Source organism: Angustibacter speluncae (assembly GCF_054777815.1).
Genome location: NZ_BAAHAF010000092.1, coordinates 51,533 through 72,284 on the forward strand (window position 1 = coordinate 51,533; position 20,752 = coordinate 72,284).

The 20,752-nt window shown below is 73.4% G+C and carries 21 protein-coding genes; 10 read left to right on the forward strand and 11 right to left on the reverse strand.

All coding sequences use genetic code 11. From position 1 onward, the window contains the following. Positions 1 to 172: 172 nt before the first annotated feature. From ACYVKY_RS11945 to ACYVKY_RS11970, 6 genes are read right to left on the reverse strand one after another with little or no spacing between them, the layout of a single operon-like run. Positions 173 to 1,282, reverse strand: a complete 1,110-nt coding sequence (locus tag ACYVKY_RS11945) for a YhjD/YihY/BrkB family envelope integrity protein (RefSeq protein WP_460435208.1) — start codon at positions 1,280 to 1,282, stop codon at positions 173 to 175. A 1-nt stretch (position 1,283) separates the two neighbouring features. Further along, on the reverse strand, positions 1,284 to 1,907 hold the full coding sequence (locus ACYVKY_RS11950) for a 2'-5' RNA ligase family protein (protein WP_460435209.1): 624 nt from the start codon (positions 1,905 to 1,907) through the stop codon (positions 1,284 to 1,286). After that, the gene (trpS, locus tag ACYVKY_RS11955) at positions 1,900 to 2,934 is read right to left on the reverse strand and encodes a tryptophan--tRNA ligase (RefSeq protein WP_460435210.1); all 1,035 of its coding nucleotides are present in this window, start codon (positions 2,932 to 2,934) and stop codon (positions 1,900 to 1,902) included. Before trpS ends, ACYVKY_RS11950 begins: the two co-directional genes overlap by 8 nt. 47 nt (positions 2,935 to 2,981) lie before the next feature. Further along, positions 2,982 to 3,893 (reverse strand): carbohydrate ABC transporter permease, encoded by a 912-nt coding sequence (locus ACYVKY_RS11960; protein WP_460435211.1) that lies wholly within the window; start codon positions 3,891 to 3,893, stop codon positions 2,982 to 2,984. Further along, complete coding sequence (locus ACYVKY_RS11965; protein ID WP_460435212.1) at positions 3,890 to 4,843, reverse strand: carbohydrate ABC transporter permease; 954 nt, start codon at positions 4,841 to 4,843, stop codon at positions 3,890 to 3,892. Before ACYVKY_RS11965 ends, ACYVKY_RS11960 begins: the two co-directional genes overlap by 4 nt. A 45-nt stretch (positions 4,844 to 4,888) precedes the next feature. Then, a complete protein-coding gene (locus ACYVKY_RS11970) occupies positions 4,889 to 6,235 on the reverse strand; it encodes an ABC transporter substrate-binding protein (protein WP_460435213.1) in 1,347 nt (448 codons plus the stop codon). A gap of 211 nt (positions 6,236 to 6,446) precedes the next feature. On the opposite strand from ACYVKY_RS11970, the gene ACYVKY_RS11975 reads away from it, so the two are divergent. From ACYVKY_RS11975 to galK, 4 genes are read left to right on the forward strand one after another with little or no spacing between them, the layout of a single operon-like run. Then, positions 6,447 to 8,456 (forward strand): beta-galactosidase, encoded by a 2,010-nt coding sequence (locus ACYVKY_RS11975; protein WP_460435214.1) that lies wholly within the window; start codon positions 6,447 to 6,449, stop codon positions 8,454 to 8,456. Position 8,457: 1 nt separating this feature from the next. Continuing rightward, positions 8,458 to 9,258, forward strand: coding sequence for a DeoR/GlpR family DNA-binding transcription regulator (locus tag ACYVKY_RS11980; protein WP_460435215.1), 801 nt, complete (start codon positions 8,458 to 8,460; stop codon positions 9,256 to 9,258). Positions 9,259 to 9,275: 17 nt separating this feature from the next. Beyond that, complete coding sequence (gene galT / locus ACYVKY_RS11985; protein ID WP_460435237.1) at positions 9,276 to 10,394, forward strand: galactose-1-phosphate uridylyltransferase; 1,119 nt, start codon at positions 9,276 to 9,278, stop codon at positions 10,392 to 10,394. Beyond that, positions 10,391 to 11,578 (forward strand): galactokinase, encoded by a 1,188-nt coding sequence (gene galK, locus ACYVKY_RS11990; RefSeq protein ID WP_460435216.1) that lies wholly within the window; start codon positions 10,391 to 10,393, stop codon positions 11,576 to 11,578. Before galT ends, galK begins: the two co-directional genes overlap by 4 nt. On the opposite strand, the gene ACYVKY_RS11995 is transcribed toward galK, so the two are convergent. After that, positions 11,505 to 12,188, reverse strand: coding sequence for an ArsR/SmtB family transcription factor (locus tag ACYVKY_RS11995; protein ID WP_460435217.1), 684 nt, complete (start codon positions 12,186 to 12,188; stop codon positions 11,505 to 11,507). The two genes, galK and ACYVKY_RS11995, sit on opposite strands and share 74 nt — an antisense overlap. Positions 12,189 to 12,260: 72 nt before the next feature. On the opposite strand from ACYVKY_RS11995, the gene ACYVKY_RS12000 reads away from it, so the two are divergent. The 3 genes from ACYVKY_RS12000 to ACYVKY_RS12010 are packed head-to-tail and all read left to right on the forward strand — an operon-like array spanning position 12,261 to position 14,498. Beyond that, positions 12,261 to 13,604: an MFS transporter gene (locus ACYVKY_RS12000; protein ID WP_460435218.1), complete on the forward strand. Its 1,344-nt coding sequence runs from the start codon at positions 12,261 to 12,263 to the stop codon at positions 13,602 to 13,604. Positions 13,605 to 13,620: 16 nt separating this feature from the next. Continuing rightward, complete coding sequence (locus tag ACYVKY_RS12005; RefSeq protein WP_460435219.1) at positions 13,621 to 14,070, forward strand: helix-turn-helix transcriptional regulator; 450 nt, start codon at positions 13,621 to 13,623, stop codon at positions 14,068 to 14,070. Beyond that, positions 14,067 to 14,498 (forward strand): VOC family protein, encoded by a 432-nt coding sequence (locus ACYVKY_RS12010; RefSeq protein WP_460435220.1) that lies wholly within the window; start codon positions 14,067 to 14,069, stop codon positions 14,496 to 14,498. Before ACYVKY_RS12005 ends, ACYVKY_RS12010 begins: the two co-directional genes overlap by 4 nt. Before the next feature lie 10 nt (positions 14,499 to 14,508). Here ACYVKY_RS12010 and ACYVKY_RS12015 read toward each other — a convergent pair whose 3' ends face one another. After that, the gene (locus tag ACYVKY_RS12015) at positions 14,509 to 15,312 is read right to left on the reverse strand and encodes an exodeoxyribonuclease III (RefSeq protein ID WP_460435221.1); all 804 of its coding nucleotides are present in this window, start codon (positions 15,310 to 15,312) and stop codon (positions 14,509 to 14,511) included. Positions 15,313 to 15,397: 85 nt separating this feature from the next. On the opposite strand from ACYVKY_RS12015, the gene ACYVKY_RS12020 reads away from it, so the two are divergent. Together ACYVKY_RS12020 and ACYVKY_RS12025 are read left to right on the forward strand one after the other, a co-directional pair. After that, entirely contained in the window at positions 15,398 to 16,621 is a 1,224-nt protein-coding gene (locus tag ACYVKY_RS12020) for a M20 metallopeptidase family protein (RefSeq protein ID WP_460435222.1), read from the forward strand. Further along, positions 16,618 to 17,400: a Rossmann-fold NAD(P)-binding domain-containing protein gene (locus ACYVKY_RS12025; RefSeq protein WP_460435223.1), complete on the forward strand. Its 783-nt coding sequence runs from the start codon at positions 16,618 to 16,620 to the stop codon at positions 17,398 to 17,400. The genes ACYVKY_RS12020 and ACYVKY_RS12025 overlap by 4 nt, the downstream gene beginning before the upstream one ends. 116 nt (positions 17,401 to 17,516) lie before the next feature. Here ACYVKY_RS12025 and ACYVKY_RS12030 read toward each other — a convergent pair whose 3' ends face one another. From ACYVKY_RS12030 to ACYVKY_RS12040, 3 genes are all read right to left on the reverse strand, one after another. Next, a complete protein-coding gene (locus ACYVKY_RS12030; RefSeq protein WP_460435224.1) occupies positions 17,517 to 18,143 on the reverse strand; it encodes a hypothetical protein in 627 nt (208 codons plus the stop codon). Positions 18,144 to 18,293: 150 nt separating this feature from the next. Beyond that, entirely contained in the window at positions 18,294 to 19,010 is a 717-nt protein-coding gene (locus ACYVKY_RS12035) for a DUF3105 domain-containing protein (RefSeq protein WP_460435225.1), read from the reverse strand. Then, the gene (locus ACYVKY_RS12040) at positions 19,007 to 19,885 is read right to left on the reverse strand and encodes a bifunctional methylenetetrahydrofolate dehydrogenase/methenyltetrahydrofolate cyclohydrolase (RefSeq protein ID WP_460435226.1); all 879 of its coding nucleotides are present in this window, start codon (positions 19,883 to 19,885) and stop codon (positions 19,007 to 19,009) included. Before ACYVKY_RS12040 ends, ACYVKY_RS12035 begins: the two co-directional genes overlap by 4 nt. 30 nt (positions 19,886 to 19,915) lie before the next feature. Here ACYVKY_RS12040 and ACYVKY_RS12045 point away from each other — a divergent pair, with 30 nt between their 5' ends. Next, the gene (locus ACYVKY_RS12045) at positions 19,916 to 20,746 is read left to right on the forward strand and encodes a class I SAM-dependent methyltransferase (protein ID WP_460435227.1); all 831 of its coding nucleotides are present in this window, start codon (positions 19,916 to 19,918) and stop codon (positions 20,744 to 20,746) included. Positions 20,747 to 20,752: the final 6 nt, after the last annotated feature.

Sequence of the window (20,752 nt, forward strand, 5' to 3'; positions counted from 1 at the left end):
CCTCTGCGGGGTAGGCGCCTCGGGGCCGACCTGTTGTGGACGGCGGCCCAGGTGGGCGGGGTTGTGGACGACGCGGGCCATCATGGCGATCACGCTGGCGAATACCGGACCAGTCGCCCCTTCGACGGGCCGTCGCGGGGCGACTACCTGACGATTCGCCCCGGACGGGGGGTCAGTCGCCGCGGCGGAGGAGGCTGACGGCGGAGGAGGCGGCGCCGCGCAGGACGCGGGCGACGACGACGGCCCCGACGCCGAGGACGACGCCGGCGGCGACGCTGGTGCGGTCGGCGGCGCGCTGGGAGACCACGGGCTGCGGCCCGGGGCCGAAGGTGCGTTCGCGGGGGTCGGCGGTGCGCAGGTACTCGTCGGACTTCACCAGGTCGACCGGCTCGGGGACGCTGTGCTCGCGCACGGCCTCGGGGTCGTCGTAGACCACCATCCAGCAGGCCGACACGAGCATGACGCGCGAGACCAGGTTCAGGACGACCAGCAGGCCGACGAGCACGGCGCCGGTGGCGAACAGGGCGTTGCGCGAGCCCGCGCTGCCGATGAGCAGGCCCGACAGCTGGGTGATCGCGGCGAGCGCCACGCCGCCGCCGATCGCCGCGCCGCGCATGCGCACCCAGGGCAGGTGCAGGCCGGCGAGCAGCCGGAACACCACGACCAGGACGAGGGTGTCGACGGCGGCCACCACGACCACCGCGAGGACGCGCAGCGCGACCGAGCCGACCGGGCCGCCCTCGAGCCCCACCTGCTGCAGCAGCCAGGACGCGGCCGAGCCGGTGCCGATGCTGAGCACCGCCGAGGCCAGCAGGGTCAGGCCGAGCGTGGCCAGGACGAGCAGGTCGGCGAGCTTGGCGCGCACGACGTTCTGCTGGATCGGCGGCATCGCGAACATGGCCCGCACGCCCTCGCGCAGGGCGTCGAGCCACCCGAGGCCGGCGAACACCGCTGTGACGAAGGCGATGGCGCCCGCCCAGCTCACCAGGTTCGGGTCGACCAGCGAGGCGGGCTCGATGACGCCGTCGCCGGGCGGGACGTCGAGCAGCCCCGGGAGGGTGTCGTCGACGGCCGACACGACGGCGTCGAACAGCGGGCCGTTGGAGCCGAGCACCAGGCCGAAGACGGCGAACCCGGCGACCACCGCGCCGAACACCGAGAACAGCCCGGCGTAGGCGATGCCGCCGGCGAGCACGGGACCGCGCCGCTGCCCGTACAGCTGCCAGGTGCGCCAGGCGTGCGAGCGCTGGAACCGGGACCAGAGCGCGCCGATGCCGCCCACCTCAGGCCGTCCCGAGCCCGAACTCGTGGTCGACGCGCCAGACGCCGTCGCCGTCGTGCAGGTACGCCGTGAACGAGCTGACGGTGAAGCGGGCCTCGTAGTCGGCGAGCGTGGTGGAGGCGCGGTCGAGGTTCGCGTGCGGCAGGTCGTGGGCGACCGTGACGTGCGGGTGGTAGTAGAAGGCGAGGTCGCGGTGCAGCGGGCCGCCGCGCACCTCGCGCTCGAGCTGCTCGCACTCGGCGATGCCCTCGGCCACCTGGACGAACACGACGTCCGAGACCGGCCGGAACGAGCCGGTGCCGCGCAGCACCATCGGGAACGGCTCGTGCGTCGCCGCCGCGCGGTGCAGGTGCTCGCGGATCCGCGGCAGCGCCTCCCGCTCGACCGGGGTCGGCGGCAGCAGGGTCACGTGCGCGGGGATGACGGCGGCCTGCGGGTCGCCGAAGTCGGCGCGCCAGCGCTCCAGCTCGCTGCCGTACGGCTCGGGGACGGCGACGGCGACGCCGATGGTGACGTGCCGGTCCTCCTCACCGGGGGGACGCGTGTCGGGACGGATGACCGGGATGGCCATGGTGTCGCCGTACGCGTCCGCCGGGAGCGACCCGCGGACGCCCTGGTCAGCCACGACGCCTCGGCAGGAAGCCGACGCGGTCGTAGACCCGCGCGAGCGTGGCGGCGGCCCGCTCCCCCGCCCGGTCGGCGCCGTCGGCGAGCAGGCGGTCGAGCTCGGCGGGGTCGTCGAGCAGCTCCAGCGCCCGCTCGCGGACCGGACCGAGCGCACCGACCACGACCTCGGCGAGGTCCTTCTTCAGGTCGCCGTAGCCCTTGCCCGCGTAGTCCTGCTCGAGGTCGGCCACCGTCCGGCCGGACAGCGCCGCGTGGATGGTCAGCAGGTTCGAGATGCCGGGCTTGGCCTCGGGGTCGAAGCGGATCTCCCGCTCGGTGTCGGTGACGGCCGAGCGGATCCGCTTGGCGGTGACCTTCGGGTCGTCGAGCAGGTCGATGATGCCGCTCGCCGACGACGCCGACTTGCTCATCTTCGCCGTGGGGTCCTGCAGGTCGGTGATCTTGGCCGTCTCCTTGACGATGTGCGGGCTCGGCACCACCAGCGTGCGCCCGAACCGGGAGTTGAACCGCTGGGCGAGGTCGCGGCTCAGCTCGAGGTGCTGGCGCTGGTCCTCGCCGACCGGGACGGCGTCGGCGTCGTGGACCAGGATGTCGGCGGCCTGCAGCACCGGGTAGGTGAACAGCCCGACGGTCGACGTCTCTCGTCCGCCCTTCTGGCTCTTGTCCTTGAACTGCGTCATCCGGGACGCCTCGCCGAAGCCGGTGAGGCACCCGAGCACCCACGCGAGCTCGGCGTGCTCGGGCACGTGGCTCTGCACGAACAGCACCGAGCGCTCCGGGTCGACGCCGGCCGCCAGGAACTGCGCCGCGGTGCGGCGGGTGCGCTCGCGCAGCACGGCGGGGTCGTGCTCGACCGTGATGGCGTGCAGGTCGACCACGCAGTAGGTGGCGTCGTGGGTCTCCTGCAGGGCGACCCAGCTGACCAGGGCACCCAGGTAGTTGCCGAGGTGCAGCGAGTCGCTCGTGGGCTGCATCCCCGAGAACAGCCGGGGACGGGACGCCGGCTCGGCGACGTGGTCGGGCATGACGGGCATTCTGCCGGACCGGCCGCCCGGCGCACGACCAGGGCCCGTCAGCCCTTGGTGGAGCCGAGGGTCAGGCCCGCCACGAACTGGCGCTGGAGGACGAAGAACACGATCAGCACCGGCAGCGCCACGAGGACCGACCCGGCGGACAGCAGGTTGTAGTCGGTGAAGAACTGGCCGCGCAGGTTGTTCAGCGAGCTCGTGACGGGCAGCTTGTCGAAGCTCTGGATGAGCACCGTCGCCCAGAAGAACTCGTTGTAGATCCAGGTCGTCTGCAGCACCGCCAGCGCGGCCAGGGCGGGGCGGATGAGCGGCAGGGTGAGCTGCCAGAACTGCCGCCACACCGAGGCGCCGTCGATCTGCGCGGACTCGTAGATCTCGAACGGCAGCGTCTTCATGTAGTTGCTCAGCACGAACGTGCAGAACCCCATCTGGAACCCGACGTTGATCAGGACGAGGCCGAGGTGGCTGTCGAGCAGCAGCTCGCTGCCGAACAGGGCCTCGGGGATCGGGATGCGCCGGTACATCTGGAAGACCGGCACGAGCAGGGCCTGCGGCGGCAGCAGGTTCGCCGCGAGGAACACGCCGAGCAGCGTCAGGTTGAACCGGTAGCTGAACCGGGCGAGCACGAACGCCGTGCACGACGACAGGAACAGCGTGAGCAGCACGGCCGGCACGGTGATGACGATCGAGTTGACGAAGCTCGGGCCGAAGTTGCCCTGCTGCCAGGCGTTGACGTAGTTGTCGAAGGTCCAGCCGCCGAGGCTGACGTACCCGTTCGCCGACGTGTACGCGTAGTCCCGGAACGAGTTGAGCACCGCCCAGCCGATCGGGAAGAGCCAGCCGACCGCCACGAGCACCAGGAAGACCTGCAGCACGACGCGGGCGGGGCTCACCCGCTTGCGGGGGGTGCGCACCTGGTCGGCCGGGCGCGGCTCGCGGACGGCGGCGGCGGTCATCGGTCCTCCTTCATCACGACGCGCAGGTAGACGGCGATGAACACCGAGGACAGCAGCAGCATGATCGTCGACATGGCCGAGCCGAAGCCGATGCGGCTGGCCTCGCCGATCACGTTGCTGGTGACGAGCGCGGCGATGAGCTCGAGCCCGTTGCGGCCCTTGTTGATGATCCAGACCAGGTCGAACGCCCGCAGCGACTCGATGAACACCACCACCACGACGATCAGGTTGATCGGTCGCATCACCGGCAGGATGATCCGGAAGAACGTCGACACCTCGCCCGAGCCGTCGACCGCGGCCGCCTCGCGCAGCGCCGGGTCGACCCCCTTCAGGCCCGCCAGGTAGAGCAGCATGATGTAACCGGTGTGCTTCCACCCGAAGGCGAACAGCACCGCCCACAGGTTGACCGAGGGGTCGCCGTACCAGTCCGTCTCGGTGCCGAGCACGGCGTTCAGCAGACCCTGGTCGCGGGAGTAGATCAGCTGCCAGATGAAGCCGATCAGCGCCAGCGAGAGCACGACCGGGATGTAGAAGGCGGTCTGGTAGAACCGGCTCCCCCGCACCTCCTTGTCGAGCAGGACGGCGAGGAAGATGCCGAACACGGTCGGCACCAGGAACGTGAAGCCGAGCCAGACGAAGTTGTGCTGCACCGCCGGCCAGAACGGCGGGTAGATCGTGGTGACGTCCTCGTAGTTCTTCGTCCCGATGAACTCGATGTCGGCGACGTCGCCGATCCCGTTCCAGTTCGTGAACGACAGCACGATCGACATCACCGCCGGGAACCAGACCAGCAGGATCACGAACAGCGACGGCACCACCACGAAGAGCGTGACGACCACGCGGTCGGCGCCGGTGAGGCGACCCATCCGGGTGCGCCGCGCGCCCTTGCGGGCGCGCGGCGGCACCTTCCCGTCCGCGGGCGGGGCGACGGCCGGGGTCTCGAGCGACATCGCTCCTCCTCGTGCGGGGTGGACGGGTCTCGGCTGCCGAGGCCCTCAGCTGCCGAAGATCGAGACCTTCTGCTCCTGGATGCTCTTGCACAGCGAGTCGACGTCGCCGGGGTTGCCGATGAACTCCTGCAGCGCCGGGATGATCACCGTGGACGCGAAGTCCGGACGGGTGTCGCGGTCGAGGAACTGCGCGATGTTCTCGGCCTCGCCCACGAGCTGCGCGGACTTCTTCTGCAGCTCGGAGTAGACCGAGGTGTCGGCGTCGGTGTTGGCGGCGATGAAGGGCAGCCCGGTGGTGGCCGCGGCGGCGGCGGCCTCGGGGCTCGCCAGGTACGTCAGCCACGCCTTGGCGCCGGCCTCGTTGTCGGGGTTCGCCGACATGCAGAACCCGTCGATCGGGGCGTCGATCGCACCGGCGCCGATGGCCGAGTCGATCTCCGGGAAGGTGAAGAAGTCGAGGTCGTCCTCGTCGTCCGGGAACTGCTCGTTGACAAACGTGCCGAGGATGTAGAGGCCGGCCTCCTTGCGCTGCAGCGTCTGCGCGGCCTCCTGCCAGGTGCGCCCGAGGGAGTCGGCCTGGTGGTAGGGCAGCAGCTCGGCCCAGGTCGAGAAGACCTCCTTGACCTCCGAGGAGTCCCACGACTCCTCGCCCGCCATCAGCGAGATGTGGTAGTCGAAGCCGTTGACCCGCATGTTCAGCATGTCGAACGTGCCCATCGCGGGCCAGCCGTCCTTGTCGCCGAACGCGATCGGGGTGAGGTTCGCGGTCTTCATCGCGTCCATCAGCGTGACCATCTCGTCGAGCGTCGTCGGCTGGGTCCAGCCGTTCTCCTCGAACGTCGACTTCCGGTGGAACACGGCCCACGGGTAGTAGCTCTGCGGCACGAAGTACTGCTTGCCGTCGTTGCCGGTCGAGGCCTCCTTGAAGGAGTCCGCGATGCCCTCGAGCGGCCAGATGTCGCTCACGTCGCCGATCAGGCCGGAGTCGGCGAAGAACCGCATCCGGAAGCCGGCGAACCAGGAGAAGACGTCGTCGGCGTTGCCCTGCAGGTAGGTGTTGATGTTCTCCTGGAACGTGTTGTGGTCGACCGCGTTGATCTCGACCGACACACCCGAGGACTTCTTGAAGTCGGCGGCCATCGCCTCGCGCTGCTCGGCGAAGGTGGTGCCGCTCTCGTTCGAGCCGAACGACACGGTGCCGGACGGGCTCTCGGACGAGCCGGACCCGCCGTCGTCGTCGCTGCCGCACGCGGCGAGCGAGCCGCCGACGCCGAGGGCGGCGCCGCCCAGCAGGAACGCGCGCAGCACGCTGCGGCGGGCCATCGCGGTGCCCGCGACGGACGACGGGACGAGGCTCGCGAGGTACTGGGCCTCGGTCTGCGGGCGTGCCATGGCGTCTCCTTCGACGACGGCCCCGGCGCACTCGCCCGGGGGTCCTGCAACGAACGGAACCGAACACATCCGATCAGCTCCTGTCCGCAGACTGTCGCTGCACGGATACCTCCTCGTCAAGTCTTCGGTTGCGGCACAGGCGATTGCAACGTTGTAGCGCCATGTTCGTTTCTGTTGACATCGTTGTCGTGCCTGCGCCACAGTGGCGGCCATGCGACCGTGGCCCCGTGGGGGCATCGCCCTGGGCGGCGACTACAACCCCGAGCAGTGGCCCCGCGAGGTCTGGCGCGACGACGTCCGGCTCATGCAGGAGGCCGGCGTCACCTTCGCCACCGTGGGGGTCTTCTCCTGGTCGTGGCTCGAGCCCGAGCCGGGCCGGTACGAGACGGGTTGGCTCGACGACGTGCTCGACCTGCTGCACGAGGGCGGCATCGCCGTCGACCTCGCGACCGGCACGGCCTCTCCCCCACCGTGGTTCAGCCACAAGTACCCCGACAGCCGCCCCGTCCGCAGCGACGGCACGCGGCTGTGGCACGGCAGCCGGCAGGCGTACTGCCCGAGCTCGACCGTGTTCACCGAGCACGCGGTGGCGCTCGCGTCCGAGATGGCCCGCCGGTACCACGACCACCCGGCGCTGGCGATGTGGCACGTCTCGAACGAGTACGCCTGCCACAACCTGCCGTGCTGGTGCGAGGTGTGCGCCGCCGCCTTCCGCACCTGGCTGCTCGACCGGTACGGCGACCTCGACCACCTGAACGAGGCGTGGGGCACGGCGTTCTGGAGCCAGCGGTACACCGACTGGGAGCAGGTGATCCCGCCGCGGGTCACGCCGACCTTCGGCAACCCGACGCACCAGCTCGACTTCTGGCGGTTCGGCTCCGACACCCTGCTCGCGCAGTACGTCGCCGAGCGCGACGTGCTGCACGCGCTGTCGCCCGGCGTCCCCGTCACCACGAACTTCATGACGAACGACCACTTCCGCCTGCTCGACTACTCGCGCTGGGCGCCGGAGGTCGACGTCGTCAGCACCGACCACTACGTCGTGCACCAGCCGGGTGGCGCGCTCACGGAGGCGCGGTACGACCCGAGGGCCGAGCTGTCGTTCTCGGCCGACCTCACCCGCGGGCTCGCGGGCGGGCGCCCCTGGGTACTGATGGAGCACTCGACCAGCGCCGTGAACTGGCAGCCGGTGAACCAGGCCAAGGCCCCCGGGCAGATGCTCCGCGACTCGCTCGCCCAGGTGGCCCGCGGTGCCGACACCCTCGGCTTCTTCCAGTGGCGCGCCTCGCGCGCCGGCGCCGAGAAGTTCCACTCCGGCCTGGTGCCGCACGCCGGCACGGACACGAAGGTGTTCCGCGAGGTGGGCGAGCTGGGTGCGGTCTGCGCCCGCCTCGAGGAGGTGCTCGGGTCGCGGGTCGACGCGCCGGTGGCGCTGCTGTGGGACCACGCCTCGACCCGGGCCGCCACCCTCCAGGCCGTGCCCTCGACCGCCGTCGACCCCGGCCAGGTCGCCCACGACCTGCACGCGGCGCTGCGCGCGTCAGGCGTCACCTGCGACGTCGTCCACCCCGGTGCCGACCTGTCCCGGTACCGGGTGGTGCTCGTCCCGACGCTGTACCTGTGCACGGACGAGGCGGCCGCGGCGGTGGCCGCGGCCGCCGAGGCCGGCGCGCAGGTGCTCGTCACCTACTTCAGCGGCATCAGCGACGAGCACGACCACGTCCGGCTCGGCGGCTACCCCGGCGCCTTCCGCGAGCTGCTCGGCGTCCGCGTCGAGGAGTTCTTCCCGCTGCCGGTCGGCGAGCAGGTCGCGCTCGACGACGGCGGCACCGGGACGCTGTGGTCCGAGCTGCTCGAGGTCGTCGACGCGCAGGTGCTGGCGCGGTACGCCGACGGGCCGCTCGCCGGCGTCCCCGCGCTCACGCGGCGCGAGGTCGGGGCGGGAGCCGCGTGGTACTGCGCGACCCGCCTCGACCCGGACGCGACCGCGCGGCTCGTCGACGCCGTGTGCGAGGCAGCAGGAGTCCGCGCCCCCGTCGTGCGCCCTCCGCACGTGGAGGTCGTCCGGCGCGGCGACGGCGACCGCACCTGGACCTTCCTGCTCAACCACGGCGACGACGCCGAGGTCGCCCTGGACGGGTACGACCTCGTCGCCGACCGGGCCGTGACCGGGTCCTGGACGCTGGCCGCCGGGGCGGTCGCCGTGGTGCGAGGATCCTGACGTGCTCGCGAGCCAGCGCCAGGACCGCATCCTCGACGAGGTCGCGCGCGACGGCGCCGCCCGGGTCTCCGACCTGGTCGACCTGCTCGGCGTCTCGGACATGACGGTGCGCCGCGACATCGAGGTGCTCGTCTCGCGCGGGATGGCCGAGCGGGTGCACGGCGGCGTGCGGTCGGTGAGCGGCCGCCGCGCCGAGGAACCCGGGTTCGCCGCCAAGTCGACGCTGCGCATCGCCGAGAAGCAGGCGATCGCCCGCGAGGCGGTCGCGCTCGTCGAGCCCGGGGCGGCGGTGGCGCTGTCGGCGGGCACCACCACCTACGAGGTCGCGCGGCTGCTGGTCGACCTCGAGCACCTGACCGTCGTCACCAACTCGGTACCGGTGGCGCAGCTGTTCCACGAGCAGCCCCGCGCCGACCGCACCGTGATCCTCACCGGCGGCATCCGCACGCCGTCCGACGCGCTCGTCGGCCCGGTCGCCGTCGACGCGCTGCGTTCGCTGCACGTCGACTGGCTCTTCCTCGGCGCGCACGGCATCGACCCCGCGGCCGGCCTCACCACGCCGAACATGGTCGAGGGCGACACCGACCGGGCGCTCATCGCCGCCGCCCGCCAGCTCGTCGTCACCGTCGACAGCGGCAAGTGGGGCGTCGTCGGCCTCACGACCATCGCCTCGCTCGACGAGGTCGACGTTCTCGTCACCGACGCGGGCCTGGCCGCCCACGCGCACCGCTCGCTGTCCGAGCGGGTCGGGCGGCTGGTCGTGGCCGACGTCGCGGCGACCGGCGCCGGGGCGACGGCGTGACCGGCTCCCCGCCGTCCGTGCGGCGCAGCAGCCACCGGCTCGCCGACGGGCGCGAGATCGTGTACTTCGACGACTCCGCGCCGTACGTCGACGGCACCGAGCGGGTCGTGCACGACAGCCGTCCGCTCGAGCGGGCCGAGCAGGCCGGCGAGGTGCGCCGCGACCCGCTCACCGGCGAGTGGGTCGCGCTCGCCGCCCACCGCCTCAACCGCACCTTCATGCCGCCCGCCGACGAGTGCCCCCTGTGCCCCACCGGCCGCGGCACCGTCCCGTCCGAGGTGCCGAGCGACGACTACGACGTCGTCGTGTTCGAGAACCGGTTCCCGTCGTTCTCGATGCACCCGCACGGGACGTCGGGCCTGGTCGACGGCGACCCGACCTGGCCGGTCGAGCCCGCCGCGGGTCGCTGCGAGGTGATCTGCTTCAGCAGCGACCACGGCACGAGCTTCGGCCACCTGCCCGTCGAGCGGGTGCGCACGGTCGTCGAGGCGTGGGCCGACCGCACCGCCGAGCTGTCGGCGCTCGGTCCGGTGCAGCAGGTGTTCCCGTTCGAGAACCGCGGCCGCGAGATCGGCGTCACCCTGCACCACCCGCACGGCCAGATCTACGCCTACCCGTTCGTCCCGCCGCGCAGCGAGGTGGTGCTGCGGCAGGCCGAGCTGCACCGGCGGGCCACCGGCGGGTCGCTGCTCGCCGACGTGCTCGCCGCCGAGCGGCGCGCGGGCACCCGCGTGGTGCTGTCCGGCGAGCACTGGACCGCGTACGTGCCCGCGGCGGCCCGCTGGCCGGTCGAGGTGCACCTCGCGCCGCACCGCGACGTGCCCGACCTCGCCGCGCTCGACGAGGCCGAGCGCGACGAGCTGGCGCACGTCTACCTCGAGCTGATGCAGCGCCTCGACCGCTACTACCCGGGCGAGGACGGCGGCGAGCTGCTGCTGCCGTACATCGCCGGCTGGCAGCAGGCGCCGCTCGACGGGCGTCGCGAGCTCGGACGCCTGCACCTGCAGGTGATGTCGGTGCTGCGGGCACCTGGGCGGCTGAAGTACCTCGCCGGCTCGGAGTCCGGCGCGGGCGCCTGGGTCAACGACACCACGCCCGAGCGCATCGCCGACCGGCTGCGCGAGGTCGCGGGGTGAGCGGCGTCGAGGAGCTGACCGCGTCCGACCTGTCGCAGCGGGTGGCCGACGCGTTCGCCGACACCTTCGAGGGGCGTCCCGACGGCGTGTGGCGCGCGCCGGGGCGCGTCAACGTCATCGGCGAGCACGTCGACTACCAGGACGGACTCTGCCTGCCGATCGCGTTGCCGCACAACACGTTCGCCGCCGTCCGACGGTGTGACGACGACGTCGTCCGGCTCGTGAGCCTCGACCGCGAGGACGAGCGTTGGGAGGGCCGCCTCGGCGACATCGGGCCTGGTGCCCCCGAGGGCTGGGCCGCCTACCTGGCCGGCGTGCTCTGGGCGCTGGCCGAGGACGGCGTCGAGGTGCCCGGCGTCGACGTCGTGGTCGCCAGCGCGGTGCCGCTGGGCGCCGGGCTGTCGAGCTCGGCGGCCCTGGAGTGCTCGCTCGCCGTCGCGCTCGCCGACCTGCTGGGTCTGCCGACCGACGACGACGGCCGTGCCCGGCTCGCCGCGGCCTGCGTGCGTGCCGAGAACGAGGTCGCCCAGGCGTCGACCGGCGGGCTCGACCAGGCGGCGTCGCTGCGGGCGCAGGAGGGGCACGCGCTGCTCGTCGACTGCCGCGACGGCTCCGCCACGCCCGTGGTGACGGGCTTCGAGGAGGCGGGCCTCACGCTGCTCGTGGTGGACACGCGCGCGCCGCACCGGCTCGTCGACAGCGAGTACGCCGCGCGGCGCAGCGACTGCGAGGAGGCGGCGCGGCTGCTCGGCGTCCCGACCCTGCGCGAGGTCGACGACCTCGACGCCGCGCTCGCGCGGCTCGACGGGCACGACCGGCTGCGGACGCGGGTGCGGCACGTGGTCACCGAGATCGACCGCGTGCGGCAGGCGGTCGAGGTGCTGGCCGACGGACGGCCGCGCGACCTCGCCCCGCTGCTCGACGCCTCGCACGCCTCGCTGCGCGACGACTACGGGGTGTCGAGCGAGGAGCTCGACCTGGCCGTCGAGACCGCCCGTGCCGCAGGCGCACTGGGCGCGCGCATGACGGGCGGCGGCTTCGGCGGGTCGGCCGTGGCGCTCGTGCCGGACGAGCTGGTCGGCGACGTCGAGCGGGCCGTCGACGCGGCCTTCAGCGACCGCGGGTGGAACCGCCCCGCCTTCGCGCCCGCCGTGGCGGGGCCGCCGGCGGGTCGGGTGCCCTGACCGCCTCGGGCCCGCCGCCGAGCACCTCGGGGTGCAGGCCCACGAACAGGCTCCACGGCTCGCCGTCCGGGTCGCTCGGCATCGCCTCGATGTCGCGCAGCACGTCGTAGAGCCGGCCGAGCAGCACCTCGCGGTCGCGCGCGGACAGCCGGAAGCCGAGGCGGCTCGTGCTGAGCATCCCCTCGGGGACGCGGTCGGACTCGTCGAGGAAGGTCTGCAGCAGCACGTCGCGGGCGCCTCGCGGCGTGGGGGCGCCACCGTCCATGGCCCACGACTTCCCGGACGCGAGGTACGGCACCTCGCGCGAGCCGCGCTCCCCCCGCCGCCGCTCCTGCTCGATCAGGAAGCCGGTGTCGACCAGGGTGCGCACGTGGTGGAGCACGGTGGCCGGGTTGCGGCCGACGGACTCGGCGATCTCCTTGTTCGTGCGCGGCTCGTGCAGGGCCGCGCGCAGGATCTGCAGCCGGAGCGGGGAGGCGAGGGCCTTGGCCTCGGCCTCGTCGGGCTCGCGCCGCGCCCAGCGGCGCCGCGGCGACCCGACCGGCAGGCGGCCGTACGGGGCCGGCACCGGCTCGTCGTCCGGCTCCGGCAGGGGGTCGGCGGCCGTCATGCGACCACGCTACCGGACCAGTTGGGAAAACCCAATTGACTTTTCCCGATCAGTGGCGTCACGCTGTCCGCCGTGACCGACCTGCCCCGCGCCGAGACCGAGCCCGGCGAGCTCCCGAAGGACGTCGAGCCGCCGAAGCGGTTGCGCGGCGGCCTGTTCCGCCACCACGACTTCCGCCAGCTGTTCATCGGCGACACGATCAGCCAGGTCGGCACCGAGGTGAGCGGCCTGGCCATCCCCGTGATGGCGGTCGTGCTGCTCGGCGCGAACGAGTTCCAGATGGGGCTGCTCGCCACGTTCGAGTTCCTGGCCTTCCTCGTCATCGGCCTGCCCGCCGGCGCCTGGGTCGACCGGTGGCGCAAGAAGCGCGTCCTGATGACCAACGACCTGGTGCGCGCCGTCGCCCTCGGCAGCCTGCCGCTGGCCTGGGCGCTCGACGTGCTGACGCTGTACCAGATGTTCGTCGTCTCCCTCGTGGTCGGCTGCAGCACGGTCTTCTTCGACGTCGCCTACCAGAGCTACCTGCCCGAGCTCGTGCCGTCCGAGAAGATCGGCGAGGGCAACGCGAAGCTGCAGGCGAGCCAGTCGGTCGCCCAGGTCGCCGGCCCGTCCATCGGCGGGTTCCTCATCCGCGCGATCGGGGCGCCGTACACCGTGCTGCTCAACGCGCTGTCGTTCGTGTGGTCGGCGTTCTTCATCCGCCGCATCGAGCACCTCGACATCCCGCCCGAGCGCCACACGCGTCGTCCGCTCGTCACCGAGATCCGCGAGGGTCTGGGGTTCGTCCTGCGCAACCCGTTCCTCGTCCGCATCACCGCGTGCACCTCGATCAGCAACCTGTTCTCGTCGATGAGCGGCGCGCTGCTGGTGCTCTACGCGATCCGCGAGCTCGGGCTCGACGAGGGCGACCTCGGTCTCGCGTTCGGCCTGGGCGCCGTCGGCGGGCTGCTCGGTGCGCTCTCGGTCACCCACGTCACCCGGTGGGTCGGCGAGGGCCGGACGATCCCGCTCTCGGCGCTGCTGTGGGTGCCGTTCGGGGTGCTCATGCCGCTGGCCGGCACGGTGGTCCCGCCGATGGTGGCGCTGGTCGTGTCCACCTTCGCGACGGCGTTCAGCGTCGTGCTCTACAACGTGACGCAGGTGAGCTTCCGGCAGCGGCTGTGCCCCAAGCCGCTGCTGGGCCGGATGAACGCGTCCATCCGGTTCATCGTGTGGGGCACGATGCCGATCGGCGGCTTCCTCGGCGGCGTGCTCGGCACCGCCTACGGCGCGCGCACCGTGTTCTGGGTCGCCGCCGCCGGCGCGGCCGTCGCGGCCCTGCCCGTGGTGCTCTCGCCGCTGCTCGGCATGCGCGACCTGCCGCGCGAGCTCGACCAGCACGCCGAGCCCGAGGTCGACCTCGAGAAGCGGGCCTGAGCGGCACACTGGGCGCGTGACCTCCGCCCACCTGCTGCCGCACCTGCGCCGGGCCCGCGACCTCGCCGACGCGCGCTACGCCGCGCCGCTCGACCTCGCCGCGCTGGCGGCGGCCGCCTCGGTGTCGCGGCACCACTTCTGCCGCGAGTTCGCCCGCGCGTACGGGCTCCCGCCGATGCGGTACCTGACGCTGCGGCGGGTCGAGCGCGCGCAGGACCTGCTGCGGTCGGCCAACCTCACCGTGACCGAGATCTGCGGGCTGGTGGGGTTCTCCAGCCTGGGCTCGTTCTCCTCCCGCTTCACCGCGGTCGTGGGTGAGTCGCCGACGCGGTACCGCGACCGGTGGGCCGCCACCGGCGCGCCGCACGTGCCGGGGTGCTACCTGTTCATGCGCGGCGCCGCACCGGTACCGAGCAACCTGGGAGAAGCGCGGACGCACGCGACGGTCGTAGCGTCGCGGCCATGATCACCCACGTCTCGCTCGCCACCGTCTGGTGCAAGGACCAGGACGAGGCCAAGGCCTTCTACCTCGACAAGCTCGGGTTCGTCGAGGGCGCCGACATCACGATGGGCGACGGCTACCGCTGGTGCACCGTCGTCCACCCCGACCACCCCGAGCTCGAGCTGACCCTGATGGTGCCGGGCCCGCCGCTCGACGGGCAGCTCGTCGACGCCCTGCACGCCAACCTCGACAAGGGCAGCCTGGGCGGGGTCGGCCTGTCGACCGACGACTGCCGCGCCGCGCACGCCGAGCTGGTCGCCAAGGGCGTGGAGTTCGTCCAGGAGCCCGCGGACCGCCCGTACGGCGTCGAGGCGATCCTGCGCGACGTCTCGGGCAACTGGCTCGTGCTCGTGGAGCGCCGGGCGTACGACGGGGGCGACTTCCCGCACTGAGGGCGGGGTCTCAGGGCTCCAGGTCGTAGGTGACCACGACGGGGGCGTGGTCGCTCCAGCGCTCGGCGTACGTGGCGGCGCGGTCGACCCGGTGCGTGCGGGCACGCGGCCCGAGCGCCGGCGACGCCAGCTGGTAGTCGATGCGCCACCCGGTGTCGTTGTCGAACGCCCTGCCCCGCCACGACCACCAGGTGTACGGGCCGGGCCCGTCGCCGCTCAGCGCGCGCCCCACGTCCGTCCAGCCCAGCGCGGTCGTCCAGTGCGTCAGGTAGGCGCGCTCGGACGGCAGGAAGCCGGACTTCGTCAGGTTGCCCTTCCAGTTCCGCAGGTCGGCCTCGTGGTGCGCGACGTTGAGGTCGCCGGCGACGAGCACGTACCTGCCGTCGGCGGCGAGCTCGACCATCCGCGCCTGCGCGGCGTCGAGGAACGCGTGCTTCTCGTCCTGGCGCGGGGTGCCGTGCTCGCCGGTGTGGACGTAGGTGCTGACGACCGTGAGCAGGCCGTCGCTCAGCGGTACGTCGGCCTCGACCCACCGGCCGGCGTCCGCGAACCGGGCGGTGGGAGCGCCGCGGTCGGCGGTGAGCGGGAGGCGGCTGGCGACCGCGACGCCTGCGCGTCCGCGGTGCCCGTCGACCGCGGGCTCGCGGTGCGCGACGTGCCACCCGTCGCCGAGCGCGGCCCGCAGGGTGTCGTCGTCGGCCCGCACCTCCTGCAACGCGAGCACGTCCGGCGCGGTGCGGTCGAGCCACGGCCCCATCCCCCGCCGCAGCGCGGCGCGGACGCCGTTGACGTTCACGCTCGCGACGGTCAGCACCTGCCGGAGGGTAGGCGCGCGCGGCGCGCTCGCCCTCGGGGGGTCCGGGCTGTCGGGCCCGCGCCCGAGGTGGTAGAGACGTGCCATGACCTCCGACACGCGTCCCTACCTCGACGACACCACCGCGATGGCCGGCGACCTGGCCGAGCTGCGCCACTCGCTGCACCGGACGCCGGAGATCGGCCTGCAGAACCCCACCACCCAGGGCAAGGTCCTGGAGGCGCTGTCGGGTCTCGACCTGGAGGTCTCGACCGGCACCGGGACCACGTCGGTCACTGCCGTGCTGCGAGGTGGCGGCGCGACCGCCGGGGACGCCGACCGGCCGACCGTGCTGCTGCGCGGCGACATGGACGCGCTGCCCGTCGCCGAGCTCGTCGACATCGACTTCCGTTCGGACACACCGGGTCAGATGCACGCCTGCGGCCACGACCTGCACACGACGATGCTCGTGGGTGCCGCCCGCGCGCTGACCGCCCGGCGCGACGAGCTGCCCGGTGACGTGGTCTTCATGTTCCAGCCGGGCGAGGAGGGCTTCGACGGCGCAGGCGTGATGATCGAGGAGGGCGTGCTCGACGCCGCCGGTCGCCGTCCGGACGCCGCCTGGGCGCTGCACGTCATGTCGGGCCTGGCGCCGCGCGGCGTCGTCGCCGGCCGGGGCGGCCCGATGATGGCCGCCTCGAACGAGCTGCACGTCACCGTGAAGGGGGCGGGCGGGCACGGGTCGGCACCGCACCGCTCCAAGGACCCGATCCCGGCCGCGGCCGAGATGGTGACGGGGCTGCAGGTGCTGCTGTCGCGCATCGTCAACCCGTTCGACACCGCGGTGATGACGGTCGGCCAGTTCCACGCCGGCACCAAGGCCAACATCATCCCGGACGACGCCACCTTCGCCTGCACCTTCCGCTGCTTCGACGACGCGGTGCTCGACCTGGTCGAGCGCGAGACCGTGCGCTTCTGCCAGGGCGTCGCGATGGCCTACGGGCTCGAGGTCGACGCGCGGTTCGACCGCCAGTACCCGGTGACCGTGAACGACCCCGGCCAGGTGGCGGTGGCGTCCACGCTGGTCGAGAACGTCCTGGGCGCAGGCCGTTTCGTCGAGATGCCCGACCCCATCACCGGGTCGGAGGACTTCTCGCGGATCCTGCAGGCCGTCCCCGGCGCGATGCTGTTCCTCGGCGCGTGCGTCACCGACGACTACGCGGGCGCGCCCGACAACCACTCGCCCTACGCGGCGTTCACCGACGACGTGCTCGCCGACGGCGCCGCGCTGTACAGCGAGCTCGCCGTGAAGTCCCTGGCGTCCGCGTGAGCGCCGGCCCGGGCGGCGGCCGCGTCGCGGTCGTCACCGGGGCGTCCAGCGGCATCGGCGCGGCGACCGCGCGGGCGCTGGCCGCCGACGGGTGGCACGTCGTCGTCGCGGCCCGCCGGGCCGAGCGGCTCGCCGCGCTGGCCGACGAGATCGACGGCACCGCGGTGGCGCTCGACGTCACCTCCGACGACTCGGTCGCCGGCCTGCTCGCCGCCGTCGGCGACCTCGGCCGCGAGGTGGCGCTGCTGGTGAACAACGCCGGCGGCGCCTTCGGGTCCGACACCGTCGCCGAGGCGTCCATCGACGACTGGCGCCGCATGCACGAGGTGAACGTCCTCGGCACGCTGCGGGTGACGCGGGCGCTGCTGCCCGTGCTGCTCGCCGCGCCGACCGCGCACGTCGTGGTCGTCACCTCGACCGCGGCCTCGCTGGTCTACCCCGGCGGCGGCGGGTACACCGCGGCCAAGCACGCCGAGGGCGCCCTGGTGCGCACGCTGCGGCTCGAGCTCGTCGGGCAGCCCGTGCGGGTCACCGAGATCGCTCCGGGCATGGTCGCCACCGAGGAGTTCTCGCTCGTCCGGTTCGGCGGCGACGAGGCCGCGGCGGCCAAGGTCTACGAGGGCGTCGACCGTCCCCTGACGGCCGACGACGTCGCCGAGTGCATCCGCTGGACGGCGTCGGTCCCGCCGCACGTCGACGTCGACCTGCTCGTGGTGCGCCCCGTGGCCCAGGCCGCCCAGCACCTCGTCCACCGGGGCCCCCTCTTCGACCGCGAGTAGTGCCGCCTGTCCGTTTCCCCAGTTCAGTGGCAGAAGTAGCACCGGGGTGGGGAAACGCGCCCCGTTCAGTGCCAGGACGCCTCGTCCAGTGGACGGACGGGGTCACGCGGCCGCGGTCATTCGCACGACTGCGGGTCCAGCGCGACGGCGTCGACCGTCCCCGAGGTGTCCTGGCTGTCGAGTGAGTAGGTGACGCCGTCGAGCTCCAACGTCGCGAGGCCGTCCAGCGACGCCAAGCCCTCCTCGGCACCCGAGGCGAGCAGTTCCGCCCCGGTCCCGCCCACGCCGGGACCTTCGCCGACGAGGAAGCGCTCGTCTGCGGCGATGAGTGACCAGCGCTCGAGCACGGCCTCCTCGAAGGGGATGTCGCTGGCCGCCTCGTTCGGGACGGCGACGAAGTCGACGTACAGGCCGCCCCACTGCAACGTCACCGTGTCGGGTGCCGCCGCCCCGAGCGGGCAGCCTCCGAGGTCCACCGAGTCGGCCGGTCCCAGCAGGGCGCGAAGCAGCTGCTCGCCGTCGGTCAGCGTCGTGCCCAGCGCGACCGGTCCCACACCGTCCGAGGAGAGCATGAGGGGCGCCGCGTCCGACGACGCGGTCGTCGACGGCTCCACCGCCGACGACGGGACGGGCGCCGTCACCGTCACCGTGGGCTGCGAACCTCGCTCCAGGACGCCGCAGCCGGCGAGCAACGCCAGTAAGGCGGGCGCCGCCGCCGAACGAGCTCCACGACTGCGGATCATCGCCGCCCCTCGTCCCGCCGGTAATGGTGTCCGGACGGTAGCGCTCGACGGGGCACTGCACGAGGCCTTCTGGCACTGCACGAGGCGCGTTCGCCCACTCCGGTGTCACTTCCGCCACTGAACTGGGCAAACGGACCAGGGGGGACGGGGTCAGGGGGCGTTGGGCTCCGGGGAGTCGGTGAAGGGGAACTGCGCGACGAAGGCGGTGAGGGCGTCGCCGGACGCGGCGGAGCAGGCCTGGCGGACGCCGCCGTCGGCGGTCCAGTGGGTCAGCACGACGGGACGGTCGTCGGGCAGCGGGCCGTAGGTGTCGTCCCACTCGACGACGACGAGCTTCCCGCCCGTGGAGGACGACTCGCGCAGGTCGGCGGCGACCTCGCGCAGCTGCTCGCGCTGCTCCTCCGGCAGGTCGGACGAGAACCACACCAGCGTGTAGCCGTGCTCGAGGTTGTGCACCAGCTGCTCCAGCGGGGGCCGCTCGGCGCCGGCGTAGAACGGCGCGGCCGGGTAGACCGGCGAGGCGAAGTGCGGTCCGGTGGCGGGCGGCACCACCTCGTAGGGGACGCGCGTCACCTCGGGCTGGTTCGTGCCCGGCCCGACGTGGGAGCTGATGCCCTCCCCCTCGTCGCGCACCACGGCGTCGCACGCCGACGCGGGGGCACCGACCGACCCGCCGTCCTGCCGGCTGATCCACCACCCGACCGCCGCGAGCGCGCCGACGAGCAGCAGCACCAGCAGCACGGCGCCGCCCACCACCAGCCCCACGACCAGGCCGGTGCGGCTGCCGCGCGGCGGCGGCGCGCCCGGCACCTGCCAGGGGTCGTGCGGGGGTGGCGGCGCCCAGCCGGCGTACGGCCCGGAGGTCACGCGAGCGACCGCTCGGCGGTCTCGACGACGTTGGTGAGCAGCAGCGCCCGCGTCATCGGGCCGACGCCACCGGGGTTCGGCGACAGCCACCCGGCGACCTCGGCCACCTCGGGGGCGACGTCGCCGCGCAGCCGCGACCTCCCGTCCTCGCCCGCGACGCGCGAGACGCCGACGTCGAGGACGGCGGCGCCGGGCTTCACCATCTCGGCGGTGACGAGCCCCGGGACGCCCGCGGCCGCCACGACCACGTCGGCGGCGCGCACGTGGGCGGCGAGGTCGCGAGTCCCGGTGTGGCACAGCGTGACCGTGGCGTTGACGTCCTTGCGGGTGAGCAGCAGGCCGAGCGAGCGACCGACGGTGATGCCGCGGCCGACGACGCAGACCTCGGCGCCGCGCAGGTCGACGCCGTGCCGGGTGAGCAGCTCGATCACCGCCCGCGGGGTGCACGGCAGCGGGGTCGTGACCTCCTCCGACACCCGCAGCACCAGCCGCCCCAGGTTGGTGGGGTGCAGCCCGTCGGCGTCCTTGGCGGGGTCGACCAGCTCGAGCACGCGCTGCTCGTCGCGCCCCTTCGGCAGCGGCAGCTGCACGATGTAGCCGGTGCACGCCGGGTCGGCGTTGAGCCGTGCGACCGCGGCCTCGATCTCGTCCTGCGTCGCCGTGGCGGGCAGGTCCTCGCGGAGGGAGGCGATGCCGACCTCGGCGCAGTCCTTGTGCTTGCCGTTCACGTACCAGCGGCTGCCCGGGTCGTCGCCGACCAGGATCGTGCCGAGCCCCGGGACGACGCCCCGCTCGCGCAGGGCGGCCACCCGCTCGGTGAGCTCGGCCTTGATGGTGGCGGCGGTCGCGGTGCCGTCGAGGATCTGGGCGGTCATCGGGGGTGCCTCCGTGGCAGGGTCGTGGACGTGGAGCAGCTGGAGGCCCTCGTCGCCGAGGGCATGGGCGTCGACGTCGAGAGCCGCTGGGGCGCGGGCTTCCTCGTCGACCGGTACGTGCCGGGGACGACACCGTGGTCGTGGCCCGACGTGGTGCGGCCCGTGCTCGAGCGCGCCGGCGCGGACGCGGTGGTGCTCGACCTCGGCACCGGCGACGGCGCCGTGCTGGCGGCCCTCGCCCCGCTCCCGCGGCGGACGCTCGCCCAGGAGGAGTGGTGGCCGACCGTCCGCGCCGCCCGCGACACCCTGCACCCGCTCGGCGCCGGGCTCGTCGTGGCCCGCGGGGCACCCGACAACGTCGTGCGTCCGGGCACCGACCGCGCGGGTGCGACACCCCTCCCGCTCGCCGACCACGTCGTCGACGTGGTGCTCGCGCGCCACGAGGCGTTCGACGCGGCCGACCTGGCGCGCCTCACCCGACCGGGCGGCGCGTTCGTCACCCAGCAGGTCGGCCACGACGAGACCGCCTCCGTCCGAGCGCTTCTCGGCCTCCCGCTCGTGCGCGAGACCTGGGACGCCGCCGAGGCGGTGCGCCAGCTCGTCGCCGCCGGGTGGCGCGTCACCGACGTCGACGAGGCGCGTCCGACGACCCGGTTCACGGACGTCGCGGCGCTGCTCGCGTACGCGCGCACCGTGCCCTGGCAGCTGCCCGAGCTGGTGCTGGAGCGGGACGCCGACCCGCGCGCGTCCCGGCCCGCCCTGGCGGCACGGCTCGAGGAGCTGCACGTGGCGTGCGCGCGCAACGGCGTGGTCACCGCGGTGTCGCACCGCTTCCGCGTGACGGCACACGCACCGGGGTGAGCCCCC